19 protein-coding genes and 2 riboswitches are annotated in these 18,549 nt (G+C 48.0%); of the genes, 5 read left to right on the forward strand and 14 right to left on the reverse strand.

Annotated elements, in window-relative coordinates; all coding sequences use genetic code 11:
* Window positions 1-20 precede the first annotated feature (20 nt).
* From ACHA8N_RS16125 to ACHA8N_RS16140, 4 genes are read right to left on the reverse strand one after another with little or no spacing between them, the layout of a single operon-like run.
* Entirely contained in the window at window positions 21-1,232 is a 1,212-nt protein-coding gene (locus tag ACHA8N_RS16125; RefSeq protein WP_393966312.1) for a M20 family metallopeptidase, read from the reverse strand.
* A gap of 27 nt (window positions 1,233-1,259) precedes the next feature.
* Window positions 1,260-2,081: a MetQ/NlpA family ABC transporter substrate-binding protein gene (locus ACHA8N_RS16130; protein ID WP_393966313.1), complete on the reverse strand. Its 822-nt coding sequence runs from the start codon at window positions 2,079-2,081 to the stop codon at window positions 1,260-1,262.
* Window positions 2,082-2,114: 33 nt separating this feature from the next.
* Window positions 2,115-2,765 (reverse strand): methionine ABC transporter permease, encoded by a 651-nt coding sequence (locus ACHA8N_RS16135; RefSeq protein ID WP_393966314.1) that lies wholly within the window; start codon window positions 2,763-2,765, stop codon window positions 2,115-2,117.
* A complete protein-coding gene (locus ACHA8N_RS16140) occupies window positions 2,755-3,786 on the reverse strand; it encodes a methionine ABC transporter ATP-binding protein (RefSeq protein ID WP_393966315.1) in 1,032 nt (343 codons plus the stop codon). The genes ACHA8N_RS16135 and ACHA8N_RS16140 overlap by 11 nt, the downstream gene beginning before the upstream one ends.
* 85 nt (window positions 3,787-3,871) lie before the next feature.
* Window positions 3,872-3,975: riboswitch (SAM riboswitch) on the reverse strand.
* 249 nt (window positions 3,976-4,224) lie between these two features.
* Window positions 4,225-4,327: riboswitch (SAM riboswitch) on the forward strand.
* A gap of 63 nt (window positions 4,328-4,390) precedes the next feature.
* On the opposite strand from ACHA8N_RS16140, the gene ACHA8N_RS16145 reads away from it, so the two are divergent.
* Entirely contained in the window at window positions 4,391-5,149 is a 759-nt protein-coding gene (locus ACHA8N_RS16145) for an alpha/beta hydrolase (RefSeq protein WP_393966316.1), read from the forward strand.
* Between the two features lie 62 nt (window positions 5,150-5,211).
* Here ACHA8N_RS16145 and ACHA8N_RS16150 read toward each other — a convergent pair whose 3' ends face one another.
* Complete coding sequence (locus ACHA8N_RS16150; RefSeq protein ID WP_147510219.1) at window positions 5,212-5,832, reverse strand: thymidine kinase; 621 nt, start codon at window positions 5,830-5,832, stop codon at window positions 5,212-5,214.
* Between the two features lie 196 nt (window positions 5,833-6,028).
* Here ACHA8N_RS16150 and ACHA8N_RS16155 point away from each other — a divergent pair, with 196 nt between their 5' ends.
* On the forward strand, window positions 6,029-6,661 hold the full coding sequence (locus tag ACHA8N_RS16155; RefSeq protein ID WP_147510218.1) for a DedA family protein: 633 nt from the start codon (window positions 6,029-6,031) through the stop codon (window positions 6,659-6,661).
* Between the two features lie 35 nt (window positions 6,662-6,696).
* On the opposite strand, the gene ACHA8N_RS16160 is transcribed toward ACHA8N_RS16155, so the two are convergent.
* Window positions 6,697-6,942: a type B 50S ribosomal protein L31 gene (locus tag ACHA8N_RS16160; RefSeq protein WP_012371588.1), complete on the reverse strand. Its 246-nt coding sequence runs from the start codon at window positions 6,940-6,942 to the stop codon at window positions 6,697-6,699.
* A gap of 97 nt (window positions 6,943-7,039) precedes the next feature.
* On the reverse strand, window positions 7,040-8,404 hold the full coding sequence (gene rho, locus ACHA8N_RS16165; RefSeq protein WP_012371589.1) for a transcription termination factor Rho: 1,365 nt from the start codon (window positions 8,402-8,404) through the stop codon (window positions 7,040-7,042).
* Window positions 8,405-8,765: 361 nt separating this feature from the next.
* Between rho and ACHA8N_RS16170 the strand changes: the two genes are divergently transcribed.
* Both ACHA8N_RS16170 and ACHA8N_RS16175 read left to right on the forward strand, forming a co-directional pair.
* Window positions 8,766-9,449, forward strand: coding sequence for a C40 family peptidase (locus ACHA8N_RS16170; protein WP_393966317.1), 684 nt, complete (start codon window positions 8,766-8,768; stop codon window positions 9,447-9,449).
* 73 nt (window positions 9,450-9,522) lie between these two features.
* Window positions 9,523-10,296 (forward strand): SDR family NAD(P)-dependent oxidoreductase, encoded by a 774-nt coding sequence (locus ACHA8N_RS16175; protein WP_393966318.1) that lies wholly within the window; start codon window positions 9,523-9,525, stop codon window positions 10,294-10,296.
* A gap of 646 nt (window positions 10,297-10,942) precedes the next feature.
* On the opposite strand, the gene glpX is transcribed toward ACHA8N_RS16175, so the two are convergent.
* From glpX to ACHA8N_RS16200, 5 genes are all read right to left on the reverse strand, one after another.
* Window positions 10,943-11,908, reverse strand: coding sequence for a class II fructose-bisphosphatase (gene glpX, locus ACHA8N_RS16180; protein ID WP_147510215.1), 966 nt, complete (start codon window positions 11,906-11,908; stop codon window positions 10,943-10,945).
* A 33-nt stretch (window positions 11,909-11,941) separates the two neighbouring features.
* Window positions 11,942-13,189, reverse strand: a complete 1,248-nt coding sequence (murA, locus tag ACHA8N_RS16185) for a UDP-N-acetylglucosamine 1-carboxyvinyltransferase (RefSeq protein ID WP_393966319.1) — start codon at window positions 13,187-13,189, stop codon at window positions 11,942-11,944.
* Window positions 13,190-13,216: 27 nt separating this feature from the next.
* Window positions 13,217-13,864 carry a fructose-6-phosphate aldolase gene (fsa, locus tag ACHA8N_RS16190; protein ID WP_393966320.1) on the reverse strand — a complete coding sequence of 216 codons (648 nt, stop codon included), beginning with the start codon at window positions 13,862-13,864 and terminating at the stop codon, window positions 13,217-13,219.
* 163 nt (window positions 13,865-14,027) lie between these two features.
* Window positions 14,028-14,882, reverse strand: a complete 855-nt coding sequence (gene fba, locus ACHA8N_RS16195; RefSeq protein WP_131502432.1) for a class II fructose-1,6-bisphosphate aldolase — start codon at window positions 14,880-14,882, stop codon at window positions 14,028-14,030.
* A 132-nt stretch (window positions 14,883-15,014) separates the two neighbouring features.
* Window positions 15,015-15,389 carry a response regulator gene (locus tag ACHA8N_RS16200; protein WP_147510212.1) on the reverse strand — a complete coding sequence of 125 codons (375 nt, stop codon included), beginning with the start codon at window positions 15,387-15,389 and terminating at the stop codon, window positions 15,015-15,017.
* A gap of 93 nt (window positions 15,390-15,482) precedes the next feature.
* Here ACHA8N_RS16200 and ACHA8N_RS16205 point away from each other — a divergent pair, with 93 nt between their 5' ends.
* On the forward strand, window positions 15,483-15,992 hold the full coding sequence (locus ACHA8N_RS16205) for a DUF2529 family protein (protein WP_147510211.1): 510 nt from the start codon (window positions 15,483-15,485) through the stop codon (window positions 15,990-15,992).
* A gap of 81 nt (window positions 15,993-16,073) precedes the next feature.
* On the opposite strand, the gene ACHA8N_RS16210 is transcribed toward ACHA8N_RS16205, so the two are convergent.
* Window positions 16,074-17,669, reverse strand: a complete 1,596-nt coding sequence (locus ACHA8N_RS16210; RefSeq protein ID WP_393966321.1) for a CTP synthase — start codon at window positions 17,667-17,669, stop codon at window positions 16,074-16,076.
* A gap of 263 nt (window positions 17,670-17,932) precedes the next feature.
* Window positions 17,933-18,460 (reverse strand): DNA-directed RNA polymerase subunit delta, encoded by a 528-nt coding sequence (rpoE, locus tag ACHA8N_RS16215; RefSeq protein ID WP_147510209.1) that lies wholly within the window; start codon window positions 18,458-18,460, stop codon window positions 17,933-17,935.
* Window positions 18,461-18,549 lie beyond the last annotated feature (89 nt).

Raw genomic sequence — 18,549 nt, forward strand, 5'->3', positions numbered from 1 at the left:
CATACTTTTTATTTTTTCTGTTATGCCAAATAACCGTTTTTCCGGTCATGGAACTCTTGTTTGACCGTCCCGAGTAACTGTCTGTCCGTCAACAGACGTAACGCCGTCCGCGCCAGGATTTTGGCGCCGGTGATCAAGGCTTCGTCGCCTTGTTCCGACCGCGCCGCTTCCCGGAAACTTTCCGTATGGGCGACCAAATCATCCGCTCCGATTTTGATGTACGGATGGATGGTCGGCAGGACTTGACTGATGTTGCCGGCATCGGTCGAACCGAGTCCAGGCCGTTCATCTGTCTTGACGTCTTCCCCAAGTACAATCGCTTCTTCCCGGAAAATCTCGTCAAACGTCCGGTTGAACAGGAGATTGTCGACCTCATTTTGGAATGCGATGACCTCAAGCGTCGCTCCGGTCGCAAGGGCTGCGCCTTCGGCAATGGCTTTGACCTTCTTCGTCACCGCATTCAGCTGTTCGCGTGTCGTCGCCCGGATGAAGAAGCGGGCTTTAGCGTACTCCGGAATGATATTCGGGGCGTCTCCGCCGTCGGTGATGATCCCGTGAATCCGGACATCGCTCGATAATTGCTGGCGTAAGGCATTGATGCCGTTAAAGAGTTGGATGACGGCGTCGAGTGCATTGATGCCCTCTTCCGGTGACGCTGCCGCATGAGCCGGTTTGCCGGTAAAGGCAAAATCCAGTGGATCGACGGCAAGCGAGGATCCGGTGATGCGCGTTTGTCCGGACGGATGGACCATCAGTGCCGCATCGATTCCCGTCAGGAGATCGTGTTTGACGAAGCTGCCTTTCGCACTGCCATTTGGTCCCCCTTCTTCCGCCGGTGTGCCGAGGACGACGACACTGCCGCCGACTTCATCGAGGACTTTACTGAGCGCAATCGCCGCTGCGACACTCGTCGTGCCGATGATGTTGTGTCCGCAGGCGTGACCATTCCCGGGCAATGCGTCGTATTCGGCGAGGAAGGCAACCGTCGCCCCCGGTTTATCCGAAGTCTTCCGGGCCAGGAACGCCGTGTCGTGTCCGGCGACCCCGAGTTCGACTGTGAACCCTTCTGCCGTCAGGCGTTCCGCATGATGACGCGACGCAAAATATTCCTCATTGCCAATCTCGGGTGTCGCATGAATCCGGTGACTCGTCTCGAGATACGACTCGCGTTTTTGTTCAATATCCTGCTCAATCGTTTGAATCAAGTTTTCCCGTTTTGTCTGAACCGTCATTTGGGTCACGCTCCTTTGAATTTTTAGTTATTCGCCGATGTCACTGAGCGGGACAAACGTCGGAATCGTGCTTCCTTTGTATTCTTTTTTGATGAAGGCCGCGACATCGTCCTGTTGGTAGAGTGAAGCGATTTTCTTCAACGTCTTTTTGTCCTTGTCTTCTGTTCGTGTCGCGATGATGTTGATGTAGGGTTTCGCTGTTTCATTTTCATGGAGAATCGAGTCTTTGATCGGATTGAAACCGGCATCGACGGCGATTCCGTTATTGATGATCGATGCGGAAACATCCGGCAGGACGCGTGGTGTCTGCCCGGCAACGACCGGGACGATCTTCAGCTTTTTCGGATTCTCGACAATCTTATCAACGGATCCGTTTCCGTCAAAGTCGTCCGGCAGCTTGATCAAGCCGGCTTCCTGAAGCAACAGGAGTGCCCGTCCCATGTTCGTCGCTTCGTTCGGGACGGCAATCTTCCCGCCGACCGGAATGTCTTTGACGTCCTTGACTTTATCCGAGTAAATCCCCATCGGTGCGATGACCGTCGTCGCAATCGGCGACAATTTTAACTTATGTTCTTTTTTAAAGGCATTGAAGTACGAAATCGTCTGGAACGAGTTGGCATCGATTTCACCTTCTGCCAGTGCCAGATTCGGTTGGACGTAATCGGAAAACTTGACGAGTTCAATCGTGATGCCCTCTTTTTCCGCTTTTTTCGCAACATATTCCCAAACTTGTGTGTCCGAGCCGCTGACACCGAGCTTGACCGTTTTTTGATCCTCTTCTCCGGAAGCGGCACACCCCGCAAATAATACCGTCGTCAATGCTGCACCAATCGCTAATCCTTTTTTCATCATCCATCTCTCCCTTATCTGTTCTATGTTTTTTTAGTGTCTCCGAATTTTTCGTGCCAACAGATTGCCTGTTGTCTGTAAGCCTTGCACTAGAATAACGAGGATCCCGACCGTGATGATCATGACCGTCGTATCAAACCGTTGGTAGCCATAGGTAATCGCTAAGTCACCGAGTCCGCCGCCGCCAATCGCCCCGGCCATCGCTGATGCCCCGATCAAGCCAATCGTCGCGATCGTCAAGTTCAGAACAAGCGAGCTGAGTGCTTCCGGCAACAAGAAACGGAAAATCGTCTGCAACGGTGTCGCGCCCATCGCTTCCGCCGCTTCCAGGACGCCCGTACTGACTTCGAGCAACGAACTTTCAATCAATCGGGCAATGTACGGTGCCGCATAAAACACCAGCGGCACGATGGCTGCCTTCGTGCCGATCGACGACCCGACGAGCAACCGTGTCAGCGGAATGATTGCGACGAGCAGGATAATAAACGGGACGGACCGGAAAATATTGACGGTGCTGCTTAAGACGTTAAAGAACGGCACTTGTTCGAGCAACGCCCCTTTACGTGTGACAACAAGCAGAATCCCGAGCGGTAAACCAATCAACGTCGAGAAGAGTAACGACAATCCGACCATCGTCAGCGTCTGCAGGAACGCGGTCCAAATGTCTGTGTAATTAACCAACATCCGCGAGCACCTCCTCGACGACGACATCCGACTGATGGATATAGTGAAGTGCCCGGTTAATTTCCGGTGTGTCACCAATCAGTTCAACGAGCAGACTACCGAATGGAATATTTTGCAGTTCCGTGATGCTGCCGTGCAGAATGTTGAGATCAACATCAAACCGTTTCGCGACTTGTGATAAAAGCGGTTGTCCGGTGCCTGCCCCAAGGAAATTGATTTTATAAATATGATGCCCGGCACCACGCTGATCGATGACTTGTTGAACCGACGCCGGAATCTCATCCTGCATGACGGAACGGACGAAATTTTTCGCTGTCCCCGTCTGCGGATTCGAAAAGACGTCAAACACGGTACCCGACTCAATCAGCTTACCGGCCTCGATGACGGCGACCCGGTCACAAATCTCACGGATGACACCCATCTCATGGGTAATCAGTAAAATCGTGATGCCGTATTCCTGATTAATCTGTTTCAACAGACGTAATATATGTTGTGTCGTCTGCGGATCAAGGGCGGATGTCGCTTCGTCACATAACAGGACGGACGGCTGAGTGGCAAGGGCCCGGGCAATCCCGACACGTTGCTTCTGTCCGCCGGATAACTGATCCGGATAATGATCGGCTTTGTCTGCCAAGTCGACAAAATCCAGCAGTTCGGTGACACGCCGGTGGACTTCCTCTTTTTTGACGCCTTTTAAGACAAGAGGTTTGGCAATATTCGCAAAAACCGTATTGGAATCCAACAGATTGAAGTGCTGAAAAATCATCCCGATGTGTTGTTTTGCTTCCCGCAATTGTTTCGCCGAGAGTGTCGTCAAATCTTGTCCATCGACCGTTACACTGCCGGATGTCGGACGTTCGAGCAGGTTAACACACCGTAATAAAGAACTTTTTCCGGCTCCGCTGAAACCGATGACGCCGAAGATTTCGCCTTTTCGGATTTCAAGATTCACTCCGTTTAAAGCCGCAATCGATTGCTCGTTTGTCTGATAGATTTTTTTTACATTTTTGAATGTAATCACCATTTCTCCCCCTTTAAAAATACAAAAAGGCCTCTTCTTAAGAAACAAGAAGAGACCTGGATCCGCACAATGGCAGAATCCACTCGACTCATCTCTCAGACAATTGTCTGATGGAATTGGCACAGTGCTCATAATGAGTCTGTTGCCGAGGTTTCGTAGGGCCAGTCCCTCCACCTCTCTGGATAAGTGTTGCGGTATGAAATTCATATGTGTGTTGTTGCTGTTCGAACTTATGTCGTAAAACTAATTTTTACATTACAGAAAGATCTTTTAAAGGTCAACCATATTTTCAAAAATAAACCATATGACCCATATCGATTGATTTCCCGGGTTGGGCTTCATCATAGAAGAGTTCCGGTCGCCGGTCAAGGAGCATTTGACAATCCTTTTCTAGCAGTGCTATCATCTTCTCAATGATTAATCCGACAATTCCTATATGTTATATCAAGAGTGGACGAGAGACCTGGCTCTAGGACTCCACGGCAACCTGCGATTTGCAAGGTGCTCCGACCAGCAAAGCGGCTGCTTTGGATGATACACACGAGAAACTCGTTTGCGTCCAAAGCCAAATGGGTTTTTTTATTTTGAAATGGAGGACGAGATGATGAGTATGGTTTATCCTGTTTTACCTGGCGCCGACGATTTTTTCTTTGACCGTGGATCCGTCGGCATTTTGCTCTGTCACGGCTTCAACGCAACCCCGCAAAGTGTTCGGGCTGTAGGAGAACGCTTTGCCGAACGCGGTTTCTCCGTCTATGCGCCGCGCCTGCACGGTCACGGCACGGATTTGCGTGACTTTGAGGCGGCGACGGCAGAGGACTGGAAACAAAGTGTCCGTGACGGCTATGAACAATTGACCCGTCGGTGCGAATCCATCTTCATTGTCGGACAGTCAATGGGCGCGACACTTGCCCTTGCTCTTGTTGCAGAAGGTCTGCCGGTTGCAGGAATCATCACGATCAATGCTGCCTTATCTGTCCCCGCCTATGAAGCATTATCGTTCACCGAATGCACGGTCTATCTGCCGGAAAGTCCACCCGACATTAAACGATCGGCTTTCGAAATCGTCTATGAATATGTCCCGTCTGTTTGTGCGTCTGAGCTGTTACGACTGATTGGCGAGACGATTCCCGTACTTCCTGACATTCAAATTCCGACGCTTATTTTATATTCTGCTGAAGATCATGTCGTTCCACCGACCTGTTCGGATTACCTGCACCGGACAATTGGTTCCGATGACAAACGAAGTTATTGTCTGCTCGATTCCTATCACGTGGCGACGCTCGATCACGATCAAGAGACGATCGTCCGTGAAACAGCACAATTTGTCAATCAGTTTAGCCGGCTGACGCAGACCGGTTAAAAAAAGCGAGCAATTCCCGGGTCTCATTGCCGGAAATTGCTCGCTTTTTCTATCGTGTCCTGTTAGTTCTGTTGTTGTTTTTTCCATTCCTGTAACGGTTGCGGTTTCCCCGGAACTTGATGACAGTGGCGGCAACGTGGTTCATATGACTCAGACGCTCCGACAAGAATAATGGGGTCATTGTAGTTTGCCGGTTTCCCGTCAATCAATCGTTGTGTCCGTGACGCCGGATCACCGCACGAAAGACAAATCGCCTGCAATTTCGTCACGAACTCAGCCCGCGCCAGTAATTCAGGCATCTTCCCAAATGGTTCCGCCCGAAAATCCTGATCCAGCCCCGCGCAAATCACGCGTTTGCCATCTTGAGCCAGTGCTTCGATGACTGCGACGATCTCATCGTCAAAAAACTGGACTTCATCAATCGCGACGATTTGCGTCTCTTCCGCTACTGCTGCGTAAACATCACGGCTCGTCGCCATCGGAATCGCGATGACGGAGTTACCGACGTGCGACACGACATGCTCCTCGTGGTACCGGTCATCAATCGCCGGCTTAAACACTTGAACCGGCAACTTTCCGTATTGTGCCCGTCTGACGCGACGGATCAGTTCTTCTGATTTTCCGGAAAACATACTTCCGCAAATTACTTCAATCCAACCATATTGATTGATCACATGCATCATCGTAAAACACCGTCCTCTAAAATAGTCACTTTAACGAGTATAGCCCGAATCCAGATTAAGAAAAAGGATTGACTTCTAAAAATCAAAAAGCCTTTCCAAATCCGGATTTTTCTTCATCTTCTCATTTCAACTGGTATCTATTTCCTGTACACTAGAAGAGAAGTTTCTTTGAAGGAAGGTGACTCCGATTCATCACATGCTACATGACATACTCCAACAATATGGAGCGTTCGGACTCGCCATTCTGTTAGCAGGCGGAATCGTCGGTCTCCCGGTGCCTGACGAGACGTTACTTGTCATGTCCGGATTTTGGATGCACCACGGTGATTTACCGCTGATCGGAACTATTCTCGCGGCTTACGCCGGCAGCTGCATCGGCATGACCATCAGCTATATGCTCGGTTTAAAACTGGGGATGCCACTCCTTCACCGGATGGCTCCGAAGTTACGGATTTCTGAAAAACATATTTTCAAAGCAGAAGTCGGATTTTTACGTTACGGAAAAACCGTTTTAATCATCGGTTACTACATACCCGGTCTCCGGCAGCTGTCCGCATTTTTTGCCGGTGTCTCGAAAATGCCGTTCCGGATCTTCGTCACCTATGCGTATACCGGTGCCTTGATTTGGATCAGTATCTTTTTAGGGGCAGGTTATTTCCTCGGTCGTCATTTTTCCTTCAGTCTGCTCATGGAACATTTTGCGAATAATCCGGATACACTCCCGTATCTTATCGGAGCTGCCGGTGGAATCGGACTATCTTTCGTTTTGAGAACGTATCTGGCGTACCGTACCAAGTTCTGTCTATACAAAAACAGCCTGCTCCAGTGATGGAGACAGGCTGTTTTTTAATACCGGGGTCGCAATTACTTGCGGCCGTATTTTTTGTTGAAGCGATCGACACGACCGTCTGCAGCGTTGAACTTTTGACGACCAGTGTAGAATGGGTGCGAGTCCGAAGACACATCCACGCGGATGAGCGGGTACTCGTTTCCATCTTCCCAAGTGATTGTCTCGTTCGAAGAACGTGTAGAACCAGTCAAGAATTTGTACTCAGTAGTTGAATCCATAAATACAACTTTGTTGTAGTTTGGGTGAATTCCTTGTTTCATGGTTGTTTTCTCTCCTTCCGCCCTGGTTCATTTGCTGAGCCAGAGTAAGTTACCTTCCTATACTAAACGATTTTTTAACGACCCGCAATACCTATTTTCAAGTCGTTGTGTCTGTTTTCGTCACACGCGGTTTAACAGGTGCGCGCCGGACAGGCTTCTTCTTTTCTTTCTCCAGTTCAACAAAAAATTCTTCATTATTTTTTGTATCCCGAATCTTTCGTAAGAAGCTGTCGACAAACTCATTGGATTCATTCATTGTCCGACGGATCGTCCATAACGCATCCAATTGTTCTTTCGGTAACAACAACTCTTCTTTCCGTGTTCCGGATTTCCGGATATCAATTGCCGGGAAGATCCGGCGTTCGGATAATTTCCGATCCAGATGAAGTTCCATGTTTCCGGTTCCTTTGAACTCTTCATAAATGACATCATCCATACGTGAGCCCGTTTCCACAAGCGCTGTCGCAAGAATCGTCAGGCTGCCGCCATGTTCGATGTTCCGTGCGGCTCCGAAAAAGCGTTTTGGTTTATGGAAGGCAGCCGGATCAATACCGCCCGATAATGTCCGTCCACTTTGCGGAACGGTTAAGTTGTAGGCCCGTGTCAAACGTGTAATCGAGTCCATTAAGATGACGACGTCTTTTTTATGTTCGACAAGACGCATCGCCCGCTCCAAGACAAGCTCCGAAATCCGAACGTGGTTATCCGGTGTTTCGTCAAACGTCGAACTGACGACATCCGCACCCGGAACAGAACGTTCGATATCCGTTACTTCTTCCGGTCGCTCATCAATCAATAGAATAATCAATTCGACATCCGGGTGATTGACTTGAATCGAATTCGCGATTTCTTTTAATAGAGATGTCTTACCCGCTTTAGGCGGTGCGACGATCAATCCACGTTGTCCGAAGCCGACCGGTGCAATCATGTCCATCACACGAACCGACAGATGACGCGGTTCTGTTTCGAGTCGCATCAAACGATCCGGATAAATCGGTGTCAGTGCTGGGAAGAACAAACGATTCCGAGCGGTATCCGGCGCTTCTCCGTTGACGGCTTCCACACTTAATAATCCTTGGAACCGCTCATTTTCTTTTGGTGGTCGGACTTTTCCAGTCACGACGTCGCCATTACGAAGGTTAAATCGACGGATTTGTGAGGCTGCGATATAGATGTCTTCAGAGGATTGTGAATAGTTGATGGGACGAAGGAAGCCGAAGCCGCCGTCATTTTGCATCTGTGGATTACCGGGGATCACTTCTAATACCCCTTCGAGGAAATAAAGACCAGTCGACTCCGCCTGTGCTTTCAAAATCTTAAACATCAGTTCACGTTTGCGGGCTTCCCGGTACTGCGGCACATTTTTTGTTTTGGCAATTTCATATAAGTCTTTTAGTGTCAGATTGCTTAATTGAGCAAGTGTATAGGATCGTTCTGGTTTGTCAGTTTTTTCAGTTGGCATCTGCATTCACCTATTCTTCGTATAAATTCAGGAGCAAAGGGTTCAATCATATTCTTCTACATTATTATGTCGCATTTTCTATGTGAATTAAAGGTATCACATTTCCTCTCATTCGTCGTGATTTAAAAAATGGAAATTTCTTCTTTGTAATATTCGAGTATATTATTGCAGTTATGTTACAAAAATAGCTTGTTTTGTAGTCTAACTGAAAAAACGTTTACATAGATTCGCATGCTAAGATAATCGTGCAGAGAAAAATCTTACACAGTTGTAAGGAAAACTGCTTAAACAAACACTTAATGAGATACATCATATAACTCGGTTGACACAATTACTTTAAACGACATGGAGGATTATATATATGAAACGTTTTCTAGCATCAGTTGCGACAGCAGCATTAGTGGTTTCAGGATTTGCATCAGTGGGAACAGATAAAGTTGAGGCTGCTTCTACAGTAACAAAAGTAAAAATCACAGATAATGGACTTCGTGTTCGTACAGCACCTTCAACAAAAGCAAGCATCGTTGGTAAAGTAAACGCCGGCCAAACATTTACATACAAAGGTAAATCAGGCAGCTGGACTAAAATTTCATACAGTGGTAAAACACGTTACGTTTCTACTCAGTATACGAAAACATACAAAGCTTCTACTTCAACTGCTAAAAAATCAACAACTTCATCTTCAACACGTACACGTCTTCTAAGCGAAGCTGCTAAACATAAGGGTACTCCTTACGTATGGGGCGGAACGACAACTCGTGGATTTGACTGCTCTGGATTCACAAGCTACGTTTACAAAAAAGCAGCAGGTAAAACTTTACCGCGTACGTCTTCTTCACAATACTCGTCTTCTAAAAAAGTCAGCGTCTCAAACGTTCAACCGGGAGATCTTGTTTTCTTCTCACACGGTAGCGGCATTCAACACGTCGGTATGGCGACAAGCAAATCAAGCATGGTCAACTCGGAAACGGGCGGCGTTAAATACTCAAGCTTCAAATCAGGATACTGGGGTTCACGCCTTGTCGGCGCGGGTTCATACCTATAATTCAAAATAACCAAGCGGTTGAGCATCGGCTCGATCGCTTTTTTTCTACTCTATTATACAAGGAGGACATATCATGAACGTATTAATTACCGGGGCTTCTGCCGGAATCGGTCGCGAACTTGCCTATCTGCATGCTGATCAAGGACACCATCTGTTGCTCGTCGGACGAAACGTCGAACAACTGTTTGAAACGAAACACTTTGTCGAACAACGGGGCGGCTCTGCCATCGTTCTCCCGTATGACATCGGGCAAACCGTTCAAATCAAAGCCTTATTACGTGCGACAGAACACACTCCCGTTGATGTTTTGATCAACAATGCCGGTTTTGGTCTCTACGGTGAATTTCTCGAGACCGATTTATTACGCGAAGAAAATATGATTGACGTCAACATCAGGGCGCTGACGTATTTGACGAAAACCTTTGCCCGACGGATGAAAGTTCAAGGGAGTGGACGGATTATTCAGATCGCTTCGACTTCCTCTTTTCATGGTGGTCCTTTCCTGAGCGTCTACTATGCGACAAAAGCCTATGTCCTCAGCTTTTCCGAAGCACTGACAGACGAACTTGCACCATATAATATTCAGGTGACGGCCGTTTGCCCGGGTGCTACGCATACCGATTTCGCCAAAACGGCCAATCTTGCAACGTCCGGATTGTTTAAACGACCGGGAATCATGGATGCTAAAACAACGGCTCAACTTTCCTTCACCGGATACATGAAAGGAAAAACGCTTGTCATTCCGGGACGGAGTAATGCAGTATATGTCTTCATGACACGCTTGTTTTCTCGTCGTAAACTGGTTCAGATGACACACCAGTTGCAAGCTCCGACACAGAGTTTTTAATTCAGATTTTGTCATTTCCATTCGAGTGGCCTTTTATAAATCCGATATCAGAGCCTGACTCATAAGTCACTCCAAAATCAATTCTCATGACGAACGTTTCCTACATCCTCGCTTTCCACGGGCGGGAGGCAAGCCGCGGCATCTCGCATTAATATGCAATCTGCCGGGTCTTCCCTATCCCTGACGGAAGTGCAAATCGCACTTTCTTTTCCCGTAGGAGTCGAGAATGTATGTCTCCGTTCTACAGTAATCAAATAACCGATGATCCTTTTCATGGGATCATCGGCTGTTTCTATGCTCATTCACGACAGTATGATGAGTAATTGAGATACCTCATACAAATGCTCTTATTTCTTGTACAAAAAGAAAAAAGAGTTGAATTTCCGGATCAAACATCGAAAATCCAACTCTCTTTATTCATTTTTTAAGTCATGACTCGCATGTAGCATCAAACTGCATTCCCTTTTCGAAAAGAATTACGTTCTTCACTCGACTCCTACGGGAAAAAGCGCGGTGTTCCGCGCTGTCAGAGACAAACAAGACCCGACTACTTGTCCATTTGGACAAAGTAGGCGCGACTTGTGTCTCGCCCGAGGAAAGCGGGTGAAGAAAACGTAGATTCTTTTGGATAAGCCTGTCATGCCGATTACTTAATAACGAGCTTTGGTTTTTTCTTGAACGAGTGAATCCCTTCGACGAAACGAACCGTTCCCGATTTCGCCCGCATGACGACAGAGTGTGTCTGACCACCTTGCGCGCTGAATTGAACACCCTTCATCAACTCGCTGTCCGTGACACCTGTAGCGGCAAAGATACAGTCATCTCCCGTGACAAGGTCATCCATCATCAGGATTTTCGACGGATCTTCGATGCCCATCTTTTTGCAACGCGCGACTTCCGCGTCATCTGCTGGCAAGAGGCGTCCTTGGAGTTCTCCACCGAGACATTTTAAAGCAACTGCTGCTAGAACACCTTCTGGCGCACCACCTGAACCAAGTAACATATCGATTCCGGTATGCGGGAAAGCGGTATTGATCGCTGCTGCGACATCACCGTCTCCAATCAGGCGAATGCGGGCTCCGGTTGCGCGGATCCGTTGAATGATCTCTTCATGTCGTTCCCGGTCAAGAATCGAGACGACGACGTCTTCGATTTCTTTATTTTTTGCTTTCGCGACCGCCGCGATATTTTCTTCGATCGTCGCATCCAGACTGATGTGTCCAGCCGCTTCCGGTCCGACCGCAATTTTATCCATATACATATCCGGAGCATGCAATAAATCCCCGGCATCTGCTACAGCAAGCACCGCAAGCGCTCCCCATGTTCCTTTGGCGACAATGTTTGTTCCTTCGAGCGGATCGACCGCGACGTCAAGACGTGGTCCGTATCCATTTCCGAGCTTCTCACCGATATACAGCATCGGTGCTTCATCCATTTCTCCTTCGCCGATGACGACCGTTCCTTTCATCGGGATTGTGTCAAATACATCACGCATGGCGCTGGTTGCTGCGTCATCTGCCTCGTTTTTCAAGCCCTTCCCCATCCAACGTGCCGAAGCCAGTGCTGCCGCTTCCGTTACGCGTACGAGTTCCATTGATAAACTTCTTTCCATGTGTATAATCCCCTCTCCCTGACTGAAAAAACTTTACACCGTTTCACGCCATACGAGCGCACCGAGTGTTTTTAACTTCTCGACGAACTGTTCATAGCTTTGATCAAGCATTTCTGCGTGATGCAACAACGTTTCACCGGACGCCATCATACCGCTCAAGACGAGCGCTGCCGCCCCGCGCGGATCGTGCGCTTCGATTTCCGTGCCGCGTAATGTTTCGCCGCCGCGAATGATAATCGACGCATCTTCGTGTGTAATCCGTGCATTCAGCCGCCGCATTTCCTGAACATGCCGGAAACGTTGCGGATACAGTTTATCGACGACCACACTCGCGCCTTTTGGTTTCAGCAAAACGGCTGAAATGATCGGTTGAAGATCGCTCGGGAATCCGCCGTAATGGAAAACACGAATATCAATCGGCTTCGCCATATCAATGGATGCCGTAACCGAATCATCGGTCTGCTCGACTTTAGCGCCAAACCGTTCCAGCTTTTGAATGATGCTCTCAAGATGCAACGGAATGACATTATCGACCGTCACCCGTCCGAGAACGGCCCCCATCGCAAGAAACGTCCCCGCCTCCATCCGGTCCGGAATCAATGTATGCCGGCACCCTTGCAACGTCTTGATTCCTTTAATGCGAATCTCATCGGTCCCTGCACCTTTGACACTCGCTCCCATGTTCGTCAGCATCGTACTGACATCGATGACTTCCGGATCACATGCTGCATTTTCAATGACCGTCGTTCCTTCTGCCATGACGGCGACAAGCAACGCACTGATTGTGGCACCAAACGAAGGAAGATCCAAATAAATCCGGTTCCCCTTCAATTCTTCGACATGCATGTAGTAAACCCCTTGTTCATTACGCATTGAGACCCCGAGTCGCTCCAGTGCCTTAATGTGTAAATCAATCGGTCGAGGACCGATGGCATAACCACCGGGCAGACCGACGACTCCCTTTTTGAATCGTGCCGCGAGGACACTCATCAGGTAAATTGATCCACGTAATCGTCGTGTGTCAGTCCCTGTAAGTGGCATCGGTTCGACATGACTCGGGTCAATCGTCACCATATCGCCTTGGCGTGTCACGACGGCTCCAAGCATTTCAATGATTTGAATCATCGTCGTGACATCCCCAATGTCCGGCACTCCCTCAAGAATGACCTGTTGATCAGTCAATAGTGCAGCCGCGAGACACGGAATTGCACTCTGTTTCGATCCACTGATCATGACGGTCCCTTCAAGACGTTGTTGTCCTACGATATGCAAAATGTCCACATTCCATCAACCTTTCTCTACAATCTATTATTGCTGCGCTTTTTCCCAGTCAGCGAGGAAGCGTTCAATTCCTTGCGTCGTTAACGGGTGTTGCGTCAGTGATTCAATGACATTCAGCGGAATTGTTGCGATGTCCGCACCCGCAAGTGCTGCGTTTGTGACGTGAACCGGATTCCGGACAGATGCCGCAATGATTTGTGTCGGAATATCATGGATGACGAAGATTTGGGCAATCGTTTCAACGAGTCCCATTCCGTCTTGACCGATATCATCCAAACGTCCGAGGAACGGTGAGACATATGTCGCGCCGGCACGTGCTGCAAGTAAGGCTTGGTTTGCGTTAAAGATCAACGTGACGTTCGTCGTAATCTTTTCTTTTGACAAGGCTGCGACGGCTTCGAGACCGGCCGGTGTCATCGGAACCTTTACCGTAATGTTCGGTGCGATCTGAGCCAGTTCCTTCCCTTCCCGGATCATTCCCTCTGCATCCAGTGCAATAACTTCTGCACTGACCGACACATCGCCGACGATTGCGCAAATTTCACGGAGTCGTGTATGGAAATCGACGCCTTCTTTTGCGACGAGTGACGGGTTTGTTGTGACCCCGTCTAAAATCCCCATTTTATGTGCTTTTTTAATATCCTCTACGTTCGCTGTATCGATAAAAAATCTCATCTCTCTCTTTCCCCTTTCATCCTGTAAAGTTCCCTTGAAATCGCTTACTCTTTCATTATAAATTTTTTTACCGAGAAGTCCTAACGTTTTCAGAAACAATCTCGTGATTCGGATGAAAAAAAACACGATAGACGAATGTCTACCGTGCTTTTTGCGTGGAAAATTAAGCTTTGTTGCTTGAACCAAACTCACGCATCTTACCGATGACCGTTTGTTTGATTGCTTCGCGACCTGGTGCGATGAATACGCGTGGGTCATATGCTTCTGGTTTCTCAGCCAAGACTTCACGAACCACTTTCGCGAACGAAATTTGGTTTTCCGTGTTGACGTTGATTTTCGAAGTACCAAGCGAAATTGCTTTTTCGATATCGTGTGTCGGGATTCCTGTTCCACCGTGAAGAACGAGTGGGAGGTCCGTTGCGTTACGGATTTCTTCCATTTCAGTGAAACCAAGGTTTGGTTCACCTTTGTATGGTCCGTGAACAGAACCGAGTGCAGGAGCAAGCGTGTCGATACCAGTTTCTTTAACGATGCGAACGCAGTCGTCAAGTTTCGCGTACATGACATCACCGATGACGTCGTCTTCTTGTCCGCCAACTGTACCAACTTCTGCTTCAACCGAAACACCTTTCGAATGCGCATACTCAACAACAGCTTTTGTTGTTTCGATATTTGTGTCGATCGGGCTGTGTGAATCGTCGATCATTACAGATGTAAATCCAGCGTCGATCGCTTCTTTACATTTTTCAACGCTCGAACCGTGGTCGAGGTGGATAGCAACAGGAACTGTTACTTTCATGTCGTGAACGAGACCTTCTACCATTTTAACAACTGTGTAGAATCCGCCCATGTGACGTGCTGCACCTTCAGATACTCCAAGAATGACCGGTGACTGCTCTTCTTGAGCCGCACCGAGTACTGCTTGAGTCCACTCGAGGTTGTTGATGTTGAATTGACCTACTGCGTACTTACCTTCGAGAGCTTTGTTTAACATGTCTGTCATAGATACTAATGGCATAATGACATCCTCCTCTGTTTTGATCGCTACTTACACGTAAACGTGCATTTTCAGACTGATTATAACACACTGTTTCACCGGAACGTACAGCATTTCACTCCGAAATTAGGATTGTGACGACGACGTGAAGGATTAACCGCTTACATCGTTCGAAATTTGCACAGCTACTTCTTTTTTTAATTCAAAGATGTCAAACGGCTTCCCGAAGAAAGCGACGACACCAAGTCGCTTCGCTTCTTCCATCGCTTCTTTTTCATCCAAAGCCGTCATTAAAATCGTCCGAATCCGGTGTCCGATTTCCTCTTGATGGCGCAACACTTCAAGACCGGTCCGTCCCGGCATGTTGACATCCATCAACAATAAATCATATTCCGTCTCCTTCAGTCGCTCGATGGTCTCGAGACCATCAACCGCGACATCGGTCGTATAGCCCTGTGCCCGAAACAATTGTGCCAGTAAATTCCGAATCCCCGGTTCATCTTCCGCGATGAGTAATCTCCCTTTCATCTCCCACACTCCTCCTCTAGTTATTTCCATTCTACATGAAAGCAAAACTTGCTATATACTATCCTTGAGAGAAAGTTAGAGAGGATGTTTGAAATGCTGAAAATTTTAGCGACACAGTTCAACGGAAAACTACAAACGCTTGCAAAACAAGAAGATGAATTATTTGACGTCGTCCGTCTGCTTGCTCAGGCACTCGTCGGTCAAGGAAAAGTCTATCTCGATGCATACGGTGAATTCGAAGGACTGTATCCAATGTTGTCCGACGGTCCGGATCAAATGAAACGTGTCACGAAGATCAAAGACCATAAAACATTACACGCCGTCGACCGCGTCTTGATTTTCACACCGGATACGGAACGCTCCGACCTGCTGGCGTCGCTTGCCCGTTATGATGCGTGGCACACACCGTATTCCATCATCACGCTTGGTGACATGACGGAAACACTCGAACGGTCGATTGCACCGCTCGCCTTGAAATTCAATAAAGGACTGCTTCCGGCTGAGGACGGTTCCCGTCACGGGTTACCGAGTCTTGCGCTCGGTGCCTTCCTGTTGACGCACATCCTGACGCAGTTACAAGAGATGACCGAAGAGTGGGAATGACGCTTTTCTTCTATAGTAATAGACACAATCACCCTGCCTCTAACTCAGAGACAGGGTGATTTGATCGTACGCGTTATTTTTTTACTCGCCAAGCGATGCTTGGATGAAGTCATGGAACAAGGCTTGCGGACGTTCCGGACGCGAAATCAATTCCGGGTGGAACTGACATGCGACAAACCATTTGTGTTCAGGAATCTCGATGATTTCGACCAAACGACCGTCCGGGCTTGTACCGGAGAAAATCATGCCGTTTGCTTCGAACTGTTCACGGAATTCGTTGCCGAACTCATAACGGTGACGGTGACGTTCGTAGACGAGTTCGCTTGAATAAGCAGCACGTGCTTTCGAACCGTCTTCGAGCTTACATGGATAAAGACCAAGACGAAGCGTTCCGCCTAAATCTTCGATATCTTTTTGCTCCGGAAGCAAATCGATGATCGGATACGGTGTCGCCGGATCAATTTCCGCCGAGTGCGCACCGTCTAAGTTCAAGACGTTACGGGCGAATTCAACTGTCGCCAGTTGCATGCCGAGACAAATACCGAAGAATGGTACATTGTTTTCCCGGGCGAAACGTGTCGCTTCGATTTTCCCTTCGATGCCGCGCTCTCCGAATCCACCTGGAACCAGGATGCCGTTTGCCGAACCGAGTAGTTCTTGAACGTTGTCTCGTGTGACGTCTTCTGCATTGATCCAGTCGATTTCGATGTCGCTGTTGAACGCAAAACCGGCATGCTTCAACGCTTCTGCGACTGAAATGTACGCGTCACGCAATTCGACATACTTCCCGACGAGGGCAATTTTTGTTTTCTTCTCGAGGTGTGTCACGGTATGAACAAGTTGTTTCCATGCTGTCATGTCGGCAGCCGGTGTATCGAATTTGAAGTAGTCACAGACGAGTTGGTCCATGCCTTGGCGTTGCAAGTTGAGCGGCACTTCATACAATGTCGATGCATCTTTTGCTTCGATGACTGCTTCCGGACGTGTATCACAGAAGAGAGCAATTTTGTCTTTCATCTCTTGCGGTACGTCATGTTCCGCACGAAGAACGATGATGTCCGGCTGAATCCCGTAGCTACGGAGTTCCTTGACACTGTGTTGCGTCGGTTTCGTCTTCAGCTCACCTGCAGCTGCAAGATACGGAACAAGCGTACAGTGCACGTACATGACGTTTTCTTTGCCGATGTCATTTTTCACTTGGCGAATGGCTTCGATGAACGGAAGCGACTCGATATCCCCTACTGTTCCGCCAATCTCTGTGATAACAACGTCAGCACCTGTCTCTTTTCCGGCACGGAAGACACGGTCTTTGATTTCATTCGTGATGTGCGGAATGACTTGAACTGTTCCGCCGTTGTAATCGCCGCGGCGTTCTTTTTTGAGAACCGTCGAGTAGATCCGGCCTGATGTGACGTTCGCGTTCTGACTGAGGTTGATGTCGATGAAACGTTCGTAGTGACCAAGGTCAAGGTCAGTTTCAGCACCGTCGTCCGTCACGAATACCTCACCGTGTTGGTATGGGCTCATCGTGCCCGGGTCAATATTGATGTACGGATCGAATTTTTGAATCGTGACGTTTAGGCCGCGATTTTTTAAAAGACGTGCCAGCGATGCTGCCGTGATCCCTTTACCGAGTGACGATACTACCCCACCGGTTACGAAAATATACTTTGTCATGATTAAATTGCTCCCTTCCCGAGTCCAGAAATCTGTCAGAGGTCATAAAAAAATAAAAAAGCAAAAGTGCCCCCATTCACAGGAGACACTTTTGCTGAAATTAAGCACGTTGCTTAAAGAAGCCCATGACTAACTTACGTCATTCCGAAAACTTCGTCAAGCATATTTTTCAAGAAAAAAATCAGACGTACTTTTGTCAGCCGTCAACGAAAAAACTGCCGTTTTTCCGTTCAAAAAACAGCAGATTTCAGTTGTTGCGGTTGTTACATTTCTTCTTCATCTTCCTCGAAATCTTCGAGGTCTTCTTCATCCAGATCGTCTTCGAGATCATCAATGACCGCGACCTTTTTGAATGTATCTTCATCTTCGCTGTCGTCAGCAGAATCATAATCAGCTGTTTTCGCGAACGTATCGAGATCGTCTTCGATCGTTTCGAATTCATCTTCTTCCGCATCGTAATTGAACTCTTCTTCAAACTCATCGAGTTCTCCGCGTTGACGTGCTTCGATGACCAAATCTTCATCCGATTTGTCAAACGGATACCACGCACGAAGAGACCAACGGTTGGCTCCGACGTTAACGAAGTTGCCGTCGATGTTCATGTCTGTATAAAGTTGAGCAAGTTTTTCAAACTTGTCTTCTTCATTTGTAAACGTATGATATTTTTCGATTTCTTTCGTGATGTCATCGAAAGTGATAGGCTGTTCGCCTGCTTCTTGCAACATTTCATTGACGAAGTTGATCAGTGAAAGATCAGTGATTTCTTCTTTACTTAAACGGCTGAGGCTCATTGTGACGGCCACTTCCTTTCATTTGCGTTCAATCCATTACTTCTCATTATACGCAAAATGCCTTTTAAAAATCCAGTCCCTCGTCAAAA

The sequence above is a fragment of the Exiguobacterium sp. S22-S28 genome, assembly GCF_043359615.1.
Taxonomy (GTDB): Bacteria; Bacillota; Bacilli; order Exiguobacteriales; family Exiguobacteriaceae; genus Exiguobacterium_A.